Genomic DNA, 16721 nt, shown 5'->3' with positions numbered 1-16721 from the left:
TTTATAATCTAATACTTCTTCGATGTTTCGGATTGCACCAATATATTAAAGCTAAGATTCCAAATAAAGAGGACATAAGTGTAAAACCTCCAATTCCAAAAATATCTTTAAGGGCGACTAATCGAAAAATAGAATATGGAGCTGTTCCAGAAATTATCATTGAAAGAGATACTAGAGTTAAGGTAATACCCCATTTCTTCTCCGCTAAAAGAGCAGAAGCAGATACTATTCCAACTATTGCAGCAGGCCAGCCAACACTTATAGCTAGAGTTATATTAGCCACTTTTAATGGAGGTCCATAACTTACTATTAAAGCGATTATGGGTAAAGCAATGATATTACCTATCAAACCAACCCATGCAAGAGTCCAATATCCTAATACCTTATCTCTCATTATTTTAGTTGATTAAATTTAAAATTAAAGCTTTAATCTACATTATTAGGCTACTAGTTTTTGGCTAAACTTAATAATCCCAAAACTAAACTATTTTTTAGGATTTGATAGTACCTTATTTTTAGGATTTTCTAAATCATCAAATTGGGGGTGAATAGAGTTTTTCTTCTCTGAAAATACAAGCCTGTTTAAAGCATTAACAAAAGCATTCGCAGCAGCAACAACTACGTCTGTATCCGCAGAATGGCCTGAATATATTTTATTCTTGTTACGAATTCTTATAGTAACTTCCCCTAGTGCATCTATTCCTTCCGTTACAGATTTTACTGAAAACTCTATTAATTCATTAGGAACTTTAGTTAATGCATTTAGCGCTTCGCAAACCGCATCAACAGGTCCAGTACCTATTGCGACAGCAGTATCTTCAGTATGATCTTCTGTATTTATAAGAGTTACTGTCGCGGTAGGCTTTGATGTACTGCCGCAACTAACTTGAACATGGCTTAGTTGAAATTTAGATTCAGGAAGTTGAACCTGTTCACTAACAATAGCTTCTAAATCTCTATCAGTAATTTCTCGTTTTCTATCAGCGAGTTCTTTGAAACGAGCAAAAGCATCATTCAGGTCTTCTCTACTTAAATCGTATCCCATCTCTTCCAATCTTGCTCTTACGGCACTTCTTCCGCTAAGTTTCCCTAATGAAATTTTATTATCATTCAAACCAACAGTTTTTGCATCAATAATTTCATATGTGAGTCTATTTTTTAGTACACCATCCTGATGGATTCCCGACTCATGAGCAAAAGCATTTGCTCCAACAATTGCCTTATTAGGCTGAACATTCATTCCAGTTAAGTTAGATACTAATCTCGAAGTTTTTGTGATTTCTTCTGTTCTTATGGCTGTTAATGGAGTCGGTGAATCTGAACTTCTTCCAAAGAAACTATTAAAAAAACTTTTCCTCACGTGTAATGCCATTACTAACTCTTCTAAAGAGGCATTCCCTGCTCTTTCACCTATCCCATTTATTGTGCACTCTAATTGCCTAGCTCCGTTCTTTGCTGCTTCTAAAAAATTAGCTACAGCTAAACCTAAATCATTATGACCATGAACTGAAATAATAGCTTCATCAATATTTGGAACATTTTTATTAATATCAAAAATAAGCTTCCCAAATTCACTTGGAGTTGTGAACCCAACTGTATCTGGAATATTTATAGTTGTAGCTCCTGATGTAATCGCTAGTTGAATTACTTCATAAAGAAATTCAGGATCACTCCTTGAGGCATCTTCACAAGAGAACTCAATATCATCAACTAACGATTTAGCATAACTAACCATTTCAGGAACTATACAAAGAACATCTGATCTTGTTTTTCTAAGTTTATGTTTTAGGTGTATATCACTAGTGGCTATAAATGTATGAATTCTTTTTTTAGGGGCTGGGCTTATAGCTTCATAACAAGCTTTTATATCATTTGTAGAAGCCCTGGCTAAACCACAAATTATTGGACCATTTTCTCCACCAACTACTTCAGCAATTTTATTTACGGCCTTAAAATCTCCAGGACTAGCAAATGGAAATCCTGCTTCAATAACATCTACTCCTAATCTTGCAAGTTGATGGGCAATTGCAAGCTTTTCCTCAAGATTTAAACTCGCGCCAGGGGATTGCTCACCATCTCTCAGTGTTGTATCAAAGATCAATATTCTGCCAGGATCTTTGGACATTAATTTATTACAATTAATTCTATATTAAGCTAATTAAAAAAAAATTACTAGATACGGATAAATATTACCTGTCTATAGGAATCAAAAACTTATTATTTTTGGTTAAAAAATTATAAATAAAAAGTTTTTATATTTGATTAATAAAGTATTATTCTAAAAAATTAAATAATTGAATATTTGCCTAAAAGTAAATTTTAATATTTTATAACGAATTTCAACCATAATCTTTAAAAACTATGAATGGGCCTCTCCCTAATAAAAATTACTTAGGCAGATTGGCAATAGTTTTACATGCTCATCTCCCATTTGTTAGAAAAAATGAAAAAAATTCCTTAGAAGAAGATTGGTTATTCCAAGCAATACTCGAATGTTATATTCCATTACTTCAAGTAATGGAATCAAGCAAAAAGCAAGATACAAGCAATACAAAATTAACCCTCAGTTTATCTCCAACCTTATTGTCACTTCTTCAAAATAAACAAATTCAAAAGAAATACTCATCCTGGATAAAAACAAGAATAGAATTTTTGAATGATTTATCTAAAAAAGAACAAGCTGCATCTGAATTTCTTCTGAGAAATATTAAAAATAATTATTTATATTGGGAAAAATGTTCTGGAGATTTAGTTGAAAGATTTAAAAATTTAAATTTGACTGGAAATTTAGATATTCTTACTTGTGCGGCAACACATGGATATTTACCAATTCTTAGAGAAAACCCTGAAACAGTTTTAGGTCAAATAAATACTGCAATAAGAAGTCATAAAGTTATTTTTGGAACAAGACCATTAGGGATTTGGTTACCTGAGTGCGCTTATTATGAAAAACTTGATGAAATATTACTTAATTGTGGAATTAGATATGCAGTTTTAGACGGTCATGGGATTTTAAATGGATCACCAAGGCCAAGGTATGGAGTATATGCACCTATTTGTTCAAAAAAAGGGATAGCTTTTTTTGGGAGAGATAGTGAATCAACATTGCCAGTTTGGTCCTCAAGAGAAGGATACCCAGGGAATTCAGTTTATAGAGAATTTCATAAAGACTTAGGGTGGGAATTATCTTCCACAGAACTACAAAAAAAAGGAATTCCAACAAGCAGGCCTTTAGGATTGAAATTTCATAGAATTACAAACAATAATTGTTCACTAGGCAAAAAAGAATTTTATGTAGAAGATGAGGCTATAAAAAAAGTTGAAGAACATGCAGACAATTATCTTTTATCAAGATCTAAACAATTAAAGAAACTTTCTTTATCCGCATCATTCGAACCTTTGTTAATTGCTCCATTTGATGCTGAACTATTTGGACATTGGTGGTATGAAGGACCAAGATTTATTGAAAATATTCTTAAAAGATCTACAAAATATTTCATTAAGCTTACAAACCTAAGGGAAATTCTTCTCCAAAATCCTAACCTTCAAATTTGTGATCCATCTCCTTCAAGCTGGGGTCAGGGCGGATTTCATAATTACTGGCTTAATGATAAAAACGCATGGATAGTTCCAGAAATAACAAAAGCGGGTTCTGTTTTTGTTGAATTATCCAGTAATAAATTTAATGATGATTTCTCTATAAGATTATTAAAGCAAGCAGCAAGAGAGTTACTTCTTTCTGAATCCTCTGATTGGAGTTTCATTTTAAAGGCGGGAACTACAACTGAACTCGCTAAAGAAAGGATTGATAGACATCTTTTTAGATTCTGGAAATTAATTGAGATGTTAGAAAATAAATCTTTTATTGATTATAAATTTCTCAAAAATATTGAAGAAGAAGATAACATATTCCCTAATATAAGAATTCAAGATTGGCAATTATAAGAATCTCATTTTATCTTTAACATCCCAAGCTTAACTTTTAAAGGTGAATTTATAAACATTTTACTCATTACATAAATCAATTTAGGTAATGGAAGAGTATTGGTTAGAAAACCTACCCATTCTTCCGTTGACAATTTGAAAAAATTAGAAAAAAAACATCTTAATCTACTTTCATCAAAGCTCATTAATCTCCTGAGTCCATATTGATAGAGCCTATGTCTTTGAATTAATTCATATGGCCATAAGACTGACCATCCTTTAGTGGCTAATTCAAGTGAACTAAAGTTTGGTTCTTTCAAAAAGATTGCTAATTTTTTAGCAAGAAGTGGAGCTCTTCTTAATAGAGAACCAATCATATATCCAGATGCGGGATGAACCATACTTGCGGCCCCTCCAAAACCAAGAACCGATTGATTCTTATATGGTAGTGGTAAATTCATAGGGAATAAGCAATTCTCCTCATGAAAAATTTCTACTACTTTTATACCTTTGTTATTTAATCTACTTAAAAGTCTTTTTTTTAGATGGTCTTGTGAAAAAGAAGGATAACTAGCTAGTGATGTCTCTTCCACAAAATAAGTTTCACTCCCTAAATCCATTGCGTAAAGAAAAGAGGGAGATTTTAACAACTCTTCATCCTCTAAATGGTCAGAACGAAAATCCATTAAAACAAATTGATCTTTTTTTACAGGAGGAGCAGAAAATTTACCGACGATTCCATAAGCAGCTTGCTGTGCGACTTCTTTTAAAAATGGTCTTTTTATAAATTTACTCTTATGTCCGCTTGCATCAATGACTAATCTTGCCTTTAGTTTTAACCCTGATGAACAAATCACTTCAGAAATCTTGTTTTTTGATTTAATTAATTTCGCAGTTTCATTTAACCACTGAATACCTTTGCAGGTCTTCAAAAGTTCATTTTGGAAAGCTTCCTGATTAATCAAACCATAATCATAATAATGTTTTGTGGGACTATTACCTTTGTCCTTTATTCCATCTCCAAAATAACTTACAGTTTTTGACCATCTATGAGATAACAAAGACACTAAACCAAATTCTTCTAACTCAGACGCCCAAATCCCATATGTATTTTCCCATTTTTCATAAGGAGATTTTGTTGATATCCCCTTGATATTAAGATTTTGTTTGGCTAATTCTGAAGCCAAACATAATGCTGCAGGCCCAGAACCTAATATCAAAATATCAAGTGTTTCCATAAGAACTTTCTAATCTAAAGGTTGTTAAGTTTCTTCTTCATTCGAAATTAATTGATCTTCTTCAATTTGTTCATGAGGAACCAACACAACCTCGGATAAATGATCTCCATCATCTAGTCTTTGTAACTTTACACCTGTAGCAGCTCTTGATTGTTGAGAGATTTTATCGGCATTAGTTCTTACAATTACGCCTCTTTCTGTAACCAAAAGTAATTCTTCACCTTCTCCAAGAACCTTAAGGCCGACGAGTGAATCATCTTTGATTCTGAATTTAATTGCTCTTAGTCCCATACCTGCACGTTTTTGTAATCTAAATTTTGTAACTGGAACTCTTTTCCCAAGACCAAAAGCACTTGCTACTAAAATCCATGGTCCATTTGAAGATTTACTTTCAAGATCTTCCTCATTCTCATTTTCAATATCTTCCTCTTCAAGATTTGCTAATTGATCAACCAGGTCACAACTTAAAACATCCATTGAAACAAGTTTATCTCCTTCTTTTAAGTTCATTGATTTAACACCTCTAGCAGTTCTCCCAAGAGGTCTTAATTCATTAGTATCTAACCTAAAATGAATTGTCATTCCTCTGCTTGACCCGATTAAGACACTATCTCCTTCTGTTGATAATCTAACCCAAGTTAAAGCATCACCCTCTTCTAGATTAATTGCTATTAAACCATTTGAACGTACTTTTGAAAAGGCAGATAGTGGAGTCCTTTTTATAAATCCAGCTTTGGTTAGCATTAATAAATAACACTCGTTATCGAAAGAATCTACTGAAACAAGAGAAGTGATTTGTTCTTCTCTTGGTATTGGGAGTAGTTGAACAGAGGGAGTCCCTTTAGCTGTTCTACTACTCATAGGTACTCGATATGCTGGAAGTGCATAAGCTACCCCTCGATCACTAAAAAGTAGAAGAGTGTCATGGTCATTGCAGCTTATAAATAATTTAACTTCATCATCTTGTTGATTCTTTGTTCCAGCTTTACCTCTGGATCCTCTGCTTGTAGATTCGAATTCACTTACAGGCATTCTTTTTAAGTATCCTGCTGTAGTTAATAAGACAACGGATCTTTCATTGGCTATTAAGTCAATATCATCTAGCCCCCCGCCTAAATTTAGAATCTCTGTTTTTCTCGGAGATGAAAATCTTTCATCTATTTTACTAAGCTCTTCAAGAATAATTTCATTTATTCTCTCTTTATCATTCAATATATTTTTGTAATCTGTAATTTTTTTTGTAAGTTCATCATGTTCTGATTTAATTTTATCTGCCTCTAAAGCTGTTAATCTTCTTAATTGCATTTGTAAAATTGCATCTGCTTGAATTACAGATAATTCATGATCATTTTGCAGTTGTTCTCTTGCTGAATTCGTATCTTTTGCAGATCTTATTAAATTTATAATGTTATCCATAGCGTTAAGTGCTAAAAGAAGACCTTTGATAATGTGATCTCTTTCCTCTGCTTTTCTTAACAAGAAACTTGTTCTTCTTTTGATTGTTTCAATTCTAAATTCTAAAAATACATCTAGCATTTTTCTGAGAGAAAGGGTTGTAGGTTCTCCGTTGACAAGAGCTAAAATGTTTGCACTAAAGTTATTTTGTAGAGGTGTTATTTTAAATAAATTATTTAGAACAACTTGAGGATAGGCATCTCTTTTAAGCTCAATTACAATTCTCATCCCATCTCTATCACTTTCATCTCTAATATCTGATATCCCATCTAATCTTTTCTCATTTACTAGATCTGCGATTCTTTCTATAAGAGCTGCTTTATTAGTTTGAAATGGAAGCTCAGTAATTATTACGGCATCTTTTTCTGCTCTTCCAGGAGATTTGATTTGTTCAATATCTGCAACCCCTCTCATAGTTATTGACCCTTTCCCAGATTTGAAGGTCTCTTTGATACCATCTCTTCCTAGTATCTGGCCTCCAGTTGGAAAATCTGGGCCTTTAATTAATTCAAAAAGTTCTTTATCTTCTGTTGAGGGATTTTTGATTATAGCTTTAAGACCATCGATTAATTCTCCTAAATTATGCGGGGGTATATTAGTTGCCATTCCAACAGCAATACCTGATGATCCATTTAAAAGGAGTTGGGGGATCCTAGCTGGTAAAACATTTGGTTCTTGTTGTGAACCATCAAAATTATCTGAAAAATCCACAGTCTCAGATTCAATATCCTCGAGTAAACTTTCATCTGTTAGGGATTGAAGACGTGATTCTGTATATCTCATCGCGGCAGGTGGATCATTATCTACGGACCCGAAGTTCCCATGTCCATCAATTAATGGCATTCTCATAGAAAAATCCTGTGCCATACGTACTAATGCATCGTAAACAGCAGTATCTCCATGAGGATGGTACTTTCCTAAAACCTCTCCAACTACCCTCGCACATTTTCTATATGGCCTACCGCTTGTTAAACCAAGCTCATACATCGCATATAAGATCCTTCTATGAACTGGCTTTAATCCATCTCTTGCATCAGGGAGAGCACGTCCGACGATAACACTCATCGCATACTCTAGATAAGAGCGTGACATCTCATTTCTTAAATCAGTCTGAATGATTCGATCGTTATTTTCACTCAAACCAGAATTCTCAGAATCAACAATATCAGACATTTAAAAGATCTTTATTTAATAATAATCCCTGATTGTCAGAATGAATAAAAAAAAGCTAATAATTAATTTTCAAATACTCACATTTATACACAAATAATAAAAAAACTCTTTTGTTTTTCAATAATTATTGGCTTATTACCCCTTTAGTTGTTAACTTAATCAGAATAAATAAAAAAATTGTGAATATTGAAATTGGTTTAAACAAAAAAGTTAGAAGAGCTTATGGTATTGATGAAATAGCGTTAGTTCCTGGGACTCGAACTCTAGATTATGATTTAACTAATCCTTCTTGGTCAATTGGGAATGTTAAAAGAGAAATTCCAATTATTGCGAGTGCAATGGATAGTGTGGTTGATGTAGATACAGCTGTAGAGCTTTCAGAGTTAGGAGCTCTTGGTGTTCTTAATATGGAGGGTATTCAAACTAGATATGAAAATCCAAAAGAAATATTAAGTCAAATCTCATCTGTTGGGAAAAGTGAATTCGTTCCTCTTATGCAAAAAATATATAGTGAACCTATAAAAGAAGATCTAATAATTAAAAGAATTAATGAAATTAAAGAAAAAGGAGGGATAGCCGCTTTAAGTGGTACTCCTCAAGCTGCTATTAAATTTAAAGAAATACTTGTCAAATCAAAAATAGATTTATTTTTTCTACAGGGAACAGTAGTTTCAACCGAGCATTTAGGTATGGAAGGAAAAGAGACGTTAAATATTAAAAGTCTATGTAAATCTTTAAAAATTCCCGTTGTTGCTGGAAACTGTGTAACTTATGAAGTTGCAGATCTACTTATGAAAGCAGGTGTAGCAGGCCTTATGGTGGGAATTGGTCCTGGAGCTGCATGTACTTCCAGAGGGGTTTTAGGCATCGGAATCCCTCAGGCAACAGCAATATCTGACTGCAGTTCAGCAAGAGATGATTATTTTGAAGAAACTGGACGTTATGTCCCCATAATTGCTGATGGAGGAATTATTACTGGTGGAGATATTTGTAAATGTCTTGCTTGTGGCGCTGATGCTGTAATGATTGGTTCCCCTATAGCCAAATCATCAAGTGCCCCAGGTAATGGATTTCATTGGGGAATGGCTACACCTAGTCCAATTTTACCAAGAGGTACAAGAATTGAGGTAGGCTCTACAGGTTCTTTAGAAAGAATCATAAAAGGACCGGCATTACTTGATGACGGGACACATAATTTAATTGGAGCTATACGGACATCCATGAGTACTCTTGGAGCTAAAAATATTAAAGAAATGCAAAAAGTAGAAATTGTTATTGCACCATCTCTCTTGACAGAGGGTAAGGTTTATCAAAAAGCCCAACGACTTGGAATGGGTAAATAACATAAAATCTAATCTCTTCATATGGAAAAAATTTCTATTTAGGAGTTATCATTAATACATGGGGGAAACCCCATACTCCTCACACACCAAATCGCCCGATTTATCGGGCTTTTTTAAGTCTGTTTTGTTACTTATATGTTTTTATCTGTAATGAAATCATCACTTAAAAGAATAGCTTGCTAAATTTTCTTAAAGGAATATCTAAATTATGTCATCAGCCCCCGCCGTAACTGATTCTTCATTCGACAAAGAAGTTTTGCAAAGTAATCTGCCAGTTTTAGTTGATTTTTGGGCTCCATGGTGCGGACCTTGCAGGATGGTCGCACCAGTAGTAGAGGAGATTTCGAAAGACTTTGAAGGTAAAATCAAAGTATTTAAATTAAATACAGATGAGAATCCAAATGTTGCAAGTCAATATGGAATCAGAAGTATCCCGACTTTAATGATCTTCAAAGGTGGTCAAAAAGTTGATACTGTTGTTGGAGCAGTACCAAAAGCGACTCTTTCAAGTACCTTATCAAAACACTTATAAAATAAGGTTTTGGCTAAAATAGGACTCATAGATTATGGGATGGGTAACATACATTCCGTAACAAAAGCCTTAGAAAGCCTTGAAGAAGAAATAATTTTAATAAAAAATAATCATCAAATAAAAGACTGTAAAGCATTAATACTTCCAGGAGTTGGTTCATTTGATCCTGCTATTAATAATCTCAGTAAAACAGAGTTAATAATTGATATTAAAAATTGGATTAAAAGTGGTAAATCATTTTTAGGGATTTGTCTTGGATTGCAATTACTTTTTGAATCAAGTGATGAAGGTACAATTAATGGACTTGGAATAGTAAAGGGCCAAATAAAAAAAATCCCTCAATTGTCTGATCAAAGAATCCCTCATGTTGGTTGGTGTGAACTTCTTCCTACAAGAAAAAATAGCTTATTAAAAGTGGATGAATTAAATAATTGGGTATATTTTGTTCATTCTTATCATGCGGTACCATCGAATAATAATTTAATAACTGCAAATGTTAGTTATGGTTCTGAAAAATTAACAGCAATGATAGAACGAGATAATTTAATGGCTTGCCAGTTTCATCCTGAAAAATCAGGGAAAACTGGTGAAAAACTTTTACGTCGATGGATTAAGAGTATTCAATAATTTGATTTGTGATATATGAAAACAAATTTGAGGTTAATTGGAGGACGAAGGCTTGAAAGCTCGAGAAATATTGATACTAGGCCAACAACCTTAATGGTTAGGGAAGCAATTTTTAATATTTTGAAAAATACTGTAGAAAATTCTAATTGGTTAGATTTATTTAGCGGAACAGGTGCTGTGTCCTGTGAAGCCTATAATCATGGAGCAAAAAAAATAGTTGCAATTGAAAAAAATAAAAACAATTCAAAAATATGTTTAAAAAATCTTCACTCATTGCAAAATATAGATAATCGAAAAAATGATATTGAAGTTATTTGCAAAGATGTATTAATTTGGACTAAGCCAAATACTGAGAGGAATATCTTCTCTTCAAATGATTTTAATAAAATAAAATTTGACTTTATCTTTTTAGATCCCCCATATAGAGCTAATTACCATGAATTAGTATTAAATCAAATATTTAATTGTAATTTTATAAAGAAAGGTACTATTGTTATCTGCGAACATTCATTAGATATGGATATTAAGACGAATATTCTCTGGAATATTTATGATGTTAGGACTTATGGTCAATCAAAATTGACTTTTTTAATCCATATCTAACATTCCTGATCCTCTCCTATATTGATTCCACGCGCTAACAAATAATCCTAGAAGGGTTATTGGAACTAATCCTAAAACTATTCCACATAAAAGAGGTTCAATCATTTGCTGGCATTTTTTTCATTTCTCATTCACAATTGTGACACAGAGACATTTTTTTGTGACAACATCTTCATCATCTGCAGCAGAAAAAACTTTGAAAACAAAAATCTGGAAACGGGTTTTTATTGTTTGTATGATTTTATTAATTAGTGGCTCTTTCTTTTATTTTAATCATGAAGAAAATAATACATATATTCTTAAAACTCTTGAACTCAACGGTTCTGTTAAAGAAGGAGATACTCTCTTTAAAATGAATTGTGTTGGATGCCATGGTATTACTGCTAGAGGATTAGTTGGACCAGATTTACAATCAATAACCATGCGTTTAAATGATGCAGAAATCATAAAACAAGTTATTGAGGGAGTTACCCCTCCTATGCCAAGTTTTGAAATTGATCCTCAAAACATGTCTAATTTATTAACGTATTTACATAGCTTGTAATAAATTTGAAGAAAAAAAGACTTAACTTGAACGTTGTATTGGTCGAACCAAATGGACCTTTAAATGTTGGAAGTATCGCAAGATTATGTTCTAATTTTGATGTTAATGAATTAAGGATTGTTTCTCCAAAATGTGATATTTTTTCCTTAGAAGCAAAAAAAATGGCTCTTAAAGGATATAGATATATTGATAATTGTAAAATTTTTAATAGCATTGAGCAAGCAATTTTTGATTGTGATTTGGTCATTGCCACGTTTGGAAGGATTGATTTAAGTAATGATATTGAATGTGAATCTCCTGAGGACATATCAAAATGGATTTCATCTTTTGTTGAGATTAATAATTTAGGTATTTTATTTGGAAGAGAGGATAGAGGATTAAGTAATAATGAATTACTTTTTGCACATAAGATTCTTAATATTAAAACTTCTCAAAACTATCCTTCTTTAAACCTCTCTCATGCAGTTTCAATAATCTTGTATGAATTAAATAAATCTTCAAAAAATAATGATAAGAAAGATTTACAAGTTTTAGACCTTGCGTCATCAAAACAAATTTATGAATCTTTTAAAGAAATAGAAGAAATGCTTATTAAAACTGGATATCTTTTGGAACATACAGCTAATTCAAAAATCAGTAAATTTAAAAAATTTTTATTAAAAGCGAAGACATCAAGTCATGATATTAATGTCTTGAGAGGAATCGTTCACCAAATTAACTGGTTTTTAAATAATTCAAAAGGCAAGTAAATTTATAAAGTTAAGTAAAAATTGATGAAAAGTTGATATTTTTTGTTAAACCTTTCTTTAAGATTGTAGTTTTAAACATATTCTAAACGTCAGATTTTAGGGTAAAAAATAAACTCTAAAAAATTAAATTAGATTAAGAAATAAATTTGTATATAAATAAGCTCAAATATAGTCAAAACGTTCAATTTAATTTGGATATTTACTAAAAACATTTTCTGAAGTATCATCTATTGATCATTCGAAAATAAAGTAAAACTAAAGCTGTGAATAGAACAAAGAAAAGAAGAGTTTTTCCTTTTACTGCTGTAATTGGTCAAGAAGAAATGAAATTAGCTCTTTTGTTAAATGTTATAGATCCAAGAATTGGAGGAGTAATGATTATGGGTGACAGAGGAACTGGTAAATCTACAACTATAAGAGCTCTAGCAGACTTGTTACCAGCTATAGATGTTGTTAAAGATGATCCATATAATAGTTCACTTATAGATCCTGATTTACAGAGTAAAGAAGTTTTAGAGAAAATTGTACAGGGAGAAAGTTTGGAGAAAGATAAAAAACAAGTCCCAATGGTTGATTTGCCATTGGGGGCAACAGAAGACAGACTGTGCGGAACTATTGATATAGAAAAGGCTTTAAGCGAAGGAATTAAGGCCTTTGAACCAGGCTTATTAGCAAAAGCTAATAGAGGCTTGTTATACGTAGACGAAGTTAATCTACTCGACGATCATTTAGTTGATGTTCTTTTAGATTCCGCCGCATCTGGATGGAATACAGTTGAGAGAGAGGGAGTTTCAGTTAGACATCCTGCAAGATTTGTTTTAATTGGCTCTGGCAATCCAGAAGAGGGAGAACTTAGGCCTCAGTTATTAGATAGGTTTGGTATGAGCGTTGAGGTTAAGACAGTAAGAGATGCGGAATTAAGGGTTAAAGTTGTTGATCAGCGAACTTCATTTGATGATAATCCCGATGAATTCTCGATAAGTGTTGAGAAACAGCAAGATGACCTTCAGCAAAAAGTTATTAAAGCTCAAGAGATATTAAATTCAGTTCAATTGGATGATGATCTAAGATTAAATATATCTGCTATATGTGGCGAACTTGATGTTGATGGACTAAGGGGGGATATTGTAACTAATCGATCTGCAAGGGCAATTGCTGCATTTGAGGGAAGAACTGAAGTGCAAGAGGAAGATATAGCTAGAGTTATTACATGTTCTTTAAGGCATCGATTAAGAAAAGATCCCTTAGAGCAAGTTGATTCAGGAGAAAGAGTCATCCAAGCATTCTGTAAAGTCTTCGATTTGAATGAAAAAGAAGACCTTTCCAAATTTCAATTATCATCACAAGAATAATAAAGTGAGGATTATTGGAATTGATCCTGGATTAGGAAGAGTTGGATATGGCATTATTGAGATTCAAAATGAAAAGAAGATATTTCTTGATTGTGGGGTAATTGAAACTAATAAAAATAAAGGGGAAGGAGATAGACTTTATGAAATTTTTAATGATCTCAATACATTGATTGACCAGTGGAAACCAGATATTGCTGCGGTAGAGAAATTTTTCTTTTATAGATCTAGCACTACCATTAGTGTTGTTCAGGCTCGGGGAGTTATTATGATGGTATTTGCTTTCAAAAGCATTAAAGTTAGTGAGTACGCCCCTTCTCAAGTCAAGCTCACTATTGCAGGCTCTGGCAAAGCATCAAAGAAGGAAGTTATTGAAGCGGTAATGTACAACCTAAATTTAACCCGTGCACCAAAACCTGATGACTCGGCAGACGCACTAGCCATAGCCCTTACAAAATTAAATGAAGAAGGATTTAATTAAATATAAATTATGAAAATCTCAGAAAAAAAGAATTTCGAAAGGAAATTTTTTAGAAATTTGAGAAATAAAAGTTCAGCTTTTGATATGAGAAAAGTTGAAATCAATGTAAAAACATATGTTGATTCAATTTTTAGAAAAGATTTAAAAAAAAAGTATATAGGAATTTATTGGCCTCTTGAAAATGAAGTTGATTTAAGAAGTCTTGGTCATGAATATTTATTAGCTTTGCCGAGATGTGAAGAAAACAAAAATCTCTTATTTTGTGCCTGGGATAAGAAACCATTATCTAAAGATTTACATGGGATACTAGCTCCTTATTCTTCAAATAAATTGAGTTATGAAAAAATTAGTATGATGTTTATTCCTTGTCTTTCAGTTGATAGAAACTTAATAAGATTGGGATACGGTGGAGGATATTTTGATAAATTAAGGGAAGATAAAAATTGGAGATCTATTCCATGTATAGGTATTTTAACCTCTAATTGTGTAAGCGATAAATTTCTGACTAGAGCTGATTGGGATATCCCTCTATCAGGTTTTATTACGGAAAAAGAAATATTAGTTTAGTGTAAATCTAATTTAGTAATTTAATAGTTTTATAACAATGGAAAAGAAAGAAACTTATACAGAATTAAATAAATTAGTAGAAAAACTGAAAAATGCAGAAGATCCTAAACGAAAATATGAGTTTATTTTATGGTTAGGTAAAAAATTGAAAGTTCCAAATAATAGCATCTTAATTCCTGAAAATAAAGTTCAAGGATGTGTTTCTGAAGTCTTTGTTAAAGCAAGTTTTCAAGAAGGTAAACTTTATTGGGAAGGCTATTCTGATGCTTTGATAACAAAGGGGTTACTTGCATTCCTTATAAATGGAATGAATGAATTAACGCCAAAACAAGTCGTTAATATAAACAATAAATTTATAGAAGATACTGGTCTAAAGGCAAGCCTAACCCCATCAAGATCAAATGGTTTTTTAAATATTCTCTTAAAAATGCAGTCTCAGGCAAATGATTTTTTGTCGAAATAATATTATAAAATTGAAATTACAATAAAAGATAACTAATGCAAAAATGTAAAATTGGAATTATTGGTTTTGGAACTGTAGGAAAAGGTATTTATAAAATCCTAAAATCGAAAAATGACCTACATCCAATTTTAAAAGATATAGAAATTGTAGGAATAGCTGTTAAAAATATCAACAAAAAAAGGGATACTAAATTAGAGAATAATCTATTAATAAATGATCCTTATGAACTAATTAAAGATCCAAATGTTGACGTGATTGTAGAAGTAATGGGAGGTACAGATATAGCTAGGGATATTATTCTGAAATCTTTAAAGGCTCGAAAATCAGTAGTTACAGCTAATAAAGCGGTAATTGCAAGATATGGGAATGAAATATATTCCACAGCTGCTAAGAATGGAGTCTATGTTTTAACAGAAGCAGCAGTATGTGGAGGGATACCAATAATTGAACCTTTAAAAAGATCTCTTAAAAGTAATCAAATAAATAAAATGGTTGGGATAATAAACGGTACAACAAATTTTATACTTACAAAAATGTCAAATGAAAAAGCTGATTATGAGGCAACATTAAAATTAGCTCAGAAACTTGGTTTCGCAGAATTTGATCCAACTGCTGATGTTGAAGGACACGATGCGGCTGATAAAATTTCAATTCTTTCTGAACTGGCATTTGGAGGTAAAATTAATAGAGTTTCAATTAGTACAGAAGGTATAAATCAAATAGATATTAAAGATATTGAATATGCAAATAAACTAGGTTTTGAAATTAAACTTTTAGCCTTTTCTGAGAGAAATGCTATCAACATTAATGATTCTCTTTCCCTAAATATTTGGGTAGGTCCTTCTCTAATCCCCAAATCTCATCCTTTGGCAACGGTTGATGGTGTGAATAATGCCATCCTTATAGATGCTGATCCTCTAGGGGAAATAATGTTGTACGGACCAGGAGCGGGAAGTGGACCAACCGCTGCTTCTGTTGTTTCTGATATTTTAAATCTTCAGTCTTCATTAACAAAGGATACGAAATCCATTGATCCATTATTATCTTTTAATTTTTGGAGAGACTGTCATATTATTGAATCTAATCAAATATCAAAAAAGAATTATCTCAGAATTATTTGTTTAGATAGTCCAGGAGTGATTGGTAAGATCGGAGATATCTTTGGTAAGAATGATGTATCAATAGAATCAATTGTCCAATTAGATGCAAGTCAAAATAAAGCAGAAATAGTTGTTATCACACATGAAGTCTCAAATGGTAAGTTTGAAAAATCAAAGAAGGAAATAAATGCTCTTTCTGAAGTTGAATTAATTGCTAGCCAATTAAGTTGTATTTGAAAAAAACATTTGCATATCTCTCTTTAGCTTGTTAAACCAAAGAGAGGAAATGTATTTATGTAATGAGTTTTTCAAAATTAGTAGAAATTAAAAATAATTTTAAATTTGATGCTAATAACAGCTGTAAAAACCTCTATAAAGGAGCGTGTGTGAAAATTAAAAATAGTCAAAAGACATTTCAGGTTGTAGGAATTAATCCACAGAGTAAAGTTTGTTGGATAAGAGAGTGGCCCTTCGCTTTAGAAGTTAATAAGACATTCTCCTTGGAACTTAATCAAATTACACTACAAACCTATTGCTCTGATACTTTTAATGAAAAGTAAATTTCTGAAAAAT

Annotated in this window: 18 protein-coding genes; 13 read left to right on the top strand and 5 right to left on the bottom strand. The window is 32.1% G+C overall.

Features of this window, described 5'->3' with window-relative positions; translation table 11 throughout:
- Position 1: 1 nt before the first annotated feature.
- Both TX50_RS05730 and TX50_RS05725 read right to left on the bottom strand, forming a co-directional pair.
- Positions 2 to 394 (bottom strand): hypothetical protein, encoded by a 393-nt coding sequence (locus TX50_RS05730; protein ID WP_011132700.1) that lies wholly within the window; start codon positions 392 to 394, stop codon positions 2 to 4.
- A gap of 90 nt (positions 395 to 484) precedes the next feature.
- Complete coding sequence (locus TX50_RS05725; protein ID WP_011132699.1) at positions 485 to 2125, bottom strand: 2-isopropylmalate synthase; 1641 nt, start codon at positions 2123 to 2125, stop codon at positions 485 to 487.
- 236 nt (positions 2126 to 2361) lie between these two features.
- On the opposite strand from TX50_RS05725, the gene TX50_RS05720 reads away from it, so the two are divergent.
- Positions 2362 to 3945, top strand: a complete 1584-nt coding sequence (locus TX50_RS05720) for a glycoside hydrolase family 57 protein (RefSeq protein ID WP_011132698.1) — start codon at positions 2362 to 2364, stop codon at positions 3943 to 3945.
- A gap of 5 nt (positions 3946 to 3950) precedes the next feature.
- Here TX50_RS05720 and crtL read toward each other — a convergent pair whose 3' ends face one another.
- Positions 3951 to 5162 (bottom strand): lycopene beta cyclase, encoded by a 1212-nt coding sequence (crtL, locus tag TX50_RS05715; protein ID WP_011132697.1) that lies wholly within the window; start codon positions 5160 to 5162, stop codon positions 3951 to 3953.
- Between the two features lie 24 nt (positions 5163 to 5186).
- On the bottom strand, positions 5187 to 7790 hold the full coding sequence (gene gyrA, locus TX50_RS05710; protein WP_011132696.1) for a DNA gyrase subunit A: 2604 nt from the start codon (positions 7788 to 7790) through the stop codon (positions 5187 to 5189).
- Between the two features lie 179 nt (positions 7791 to 7969).
- Between gyrA and TX50_RS05705 the strand changes: the two genes are divergently transcribed.
- From TX50_RS05705 to rsmD, 4 genes are all read left to right on the top strand, one after another.
- Complete coding sequence (locus TX50_RS05705; protein WP_011132695.1) at positions 7970 to 9133, top strand: GuaB3 family IMP dehydrogenase-related protein; 1164 nt, start codon at positions 7970 to 7972, stop codon at positions 9131 to 9133.
- 208 nt (positions 9134 to 9341) lie between these two features.
- The gene (gene trxA / locus TX50_RS05700) at positions 9342 to 9665 is read left to right on the top strand and encodes a thioredoxin (RefSeq protein ID WP_011132694.1); all 324 of its coding nucleotides are present in this window, start codon (positions 9342 to 9344) and stop codon (positions 9663 to 9665) included.
- Positions 9666 to 9674: 9 nt separating this feature from the next.
- Positions 9675 to 10292, top strand: a complete 618-nt coding sequence (gene hisH, locus TX50_RS05695; protein WP_011132693.1) for an imidazole glycerol phosphate synthase subunit HisH — start codon at positions 9675 to 9677, stop codon at positions 10290 to 10292.
- Positions 10293 to 10307: 15 nt separating this feature from the next.
- Positions 10308 to 10895, top strand: coding sequence for a 16S rRNA (guanine(966)-N(2))-methyltransferase RsmD (gene rsmD / locus TX50_RS05690; protein ID WP_011132692.1), 588 nt, complete (start codon positions 10308 to 10310; stop codon positions 10893 to 10895).
- Here rsmD and petG read toward each other — a convergent pair.
- A complete protein-coding gene (gene petG / locus TX50_RS05685) occupies positions 10881 to 11000 on the bottom strand; it encodes a cytochrome b6-f complex subunit V (protein WP_011132691.1) in 120 nt (39 codons plus the stop codon). The genes rsmD and petG overlap by 15 nt on opposite strands.
- A 55-nt stretch (positions 11001 to 11055) precedes the next feature.
- On the opposite strand from petG, the gene TX50_RS05680 reads away from it, so the two are divergent.
- From TX50_RS05680 to TX50_RS05645, 8 genes are all read left to right on the top strand, one after another.
- A complete protein-coding gene (locus TX50_RS05680; protein WP_036930265.1) occupies positions 11056 to 11439 on the top strand; it encodes a c-type cytochrome in 384 nt (127 codons plus the stop codon).
- Positions 11439 to 12188, top strand: a complete 750-nt coding sequence (locus tag TX50_RS05675) for an RNA methyltransferase (RefSeq protein WP_152556133.1) — start codon at positions 11439 to 11441, stop codon at positions 12186 to 12188. The genes TX50_RS05680 and TX50_RS05675 overlap by 1 nt, the downstream gene beginning before the upstream one ends.
- Positions 12189 to 12451: 263 nt before the next feature.
- Positions 12452 to 13540, top strand: coding sequence for a magnesium chelatase ATPase subunit I (bchI, locus tag TX50_RS05670; RefSeq protein WP_011132688.1), 1089 nt, complete (start codon positions 12452 to 12454; stop codon positions 13538 to 13540).
- A gap of 4 nt (positions 13541 to 13544) precedes the next feature.
- The gene (ruvC, locus tag TX50_RS05665; RefSeq protein ID WP_011132687.1) at positions 13545 to 14018 is read left to right on the top strand and encodes a crossover junction endodeoxyribonuclease RuvC; all 474 of its coding nucleotides are present in this window, start codon (positions 13545 to 13547) and stop codon (positions 14016 to 14018) included.
- 9 nt (positions 14019 to 14027) lie between these two features.
- Entirely contained in the window at positions 14028 to 14585 is a 558-nt protein-coding gene (locus TX50_RS05660; protein WP_011132686.1) for a 5-formyltetrahydrofolate cyclo-ligase, read from the top strand.
- Positions 14586 to 14622: 37 nt separating this feature from the next.
- Positions 14623 to 15048, top strand: a complete 426-nt coding sequence (locus TX50_RS05655; protein WP_011132685.1) for a SufE family protein — start codon at positions 14623 to 14625, stop codon at positions 15046 to 15048.
- 35 nt (positions 15049 to 15083) lie between these two features.
- Complete coding sequence (locus tag TX50_RS05650; protein WP_011132684.1) at positions 15084 to 16385, top strand: homoserine dehydrogenase; 1302 nt, start codon at positions 15084 to 15086, stop codon at positions 16383 to 16385.
- A gap of 62 nt (positions 16386 to 16447) precedes the next feature.
- Positions 16448 to 16708, top strand: coding sequence for a hypothetical protein (locus TX50_RS05645; protein ID WP_011132683.1), 261 nt, complete (start codon positions 16448 to 16450; stop codon positions 16706 to 16708).
- The last annotated feature ends 13 nt before the right edge of the window (positions 16709 to 16721 follow it).

It is taken from the genome of Prochlorococcus marinus subsp. pastoris str. CCMP1986 (genome assembly GCF_000011465.1).
Taxonomy (GTDB): domain Bacteria; phylum Cyanobacteriota; class Cyanobacteriia; order PCC-6307; family Cyanobiaceae; genus Prochlorococcus_A; species Prochlorococcus_A pastoris.
Note: the sequence above shows the minus strand (reverse complement) of the source record. Positions and strands in the feature narration are given on the sequence as shown.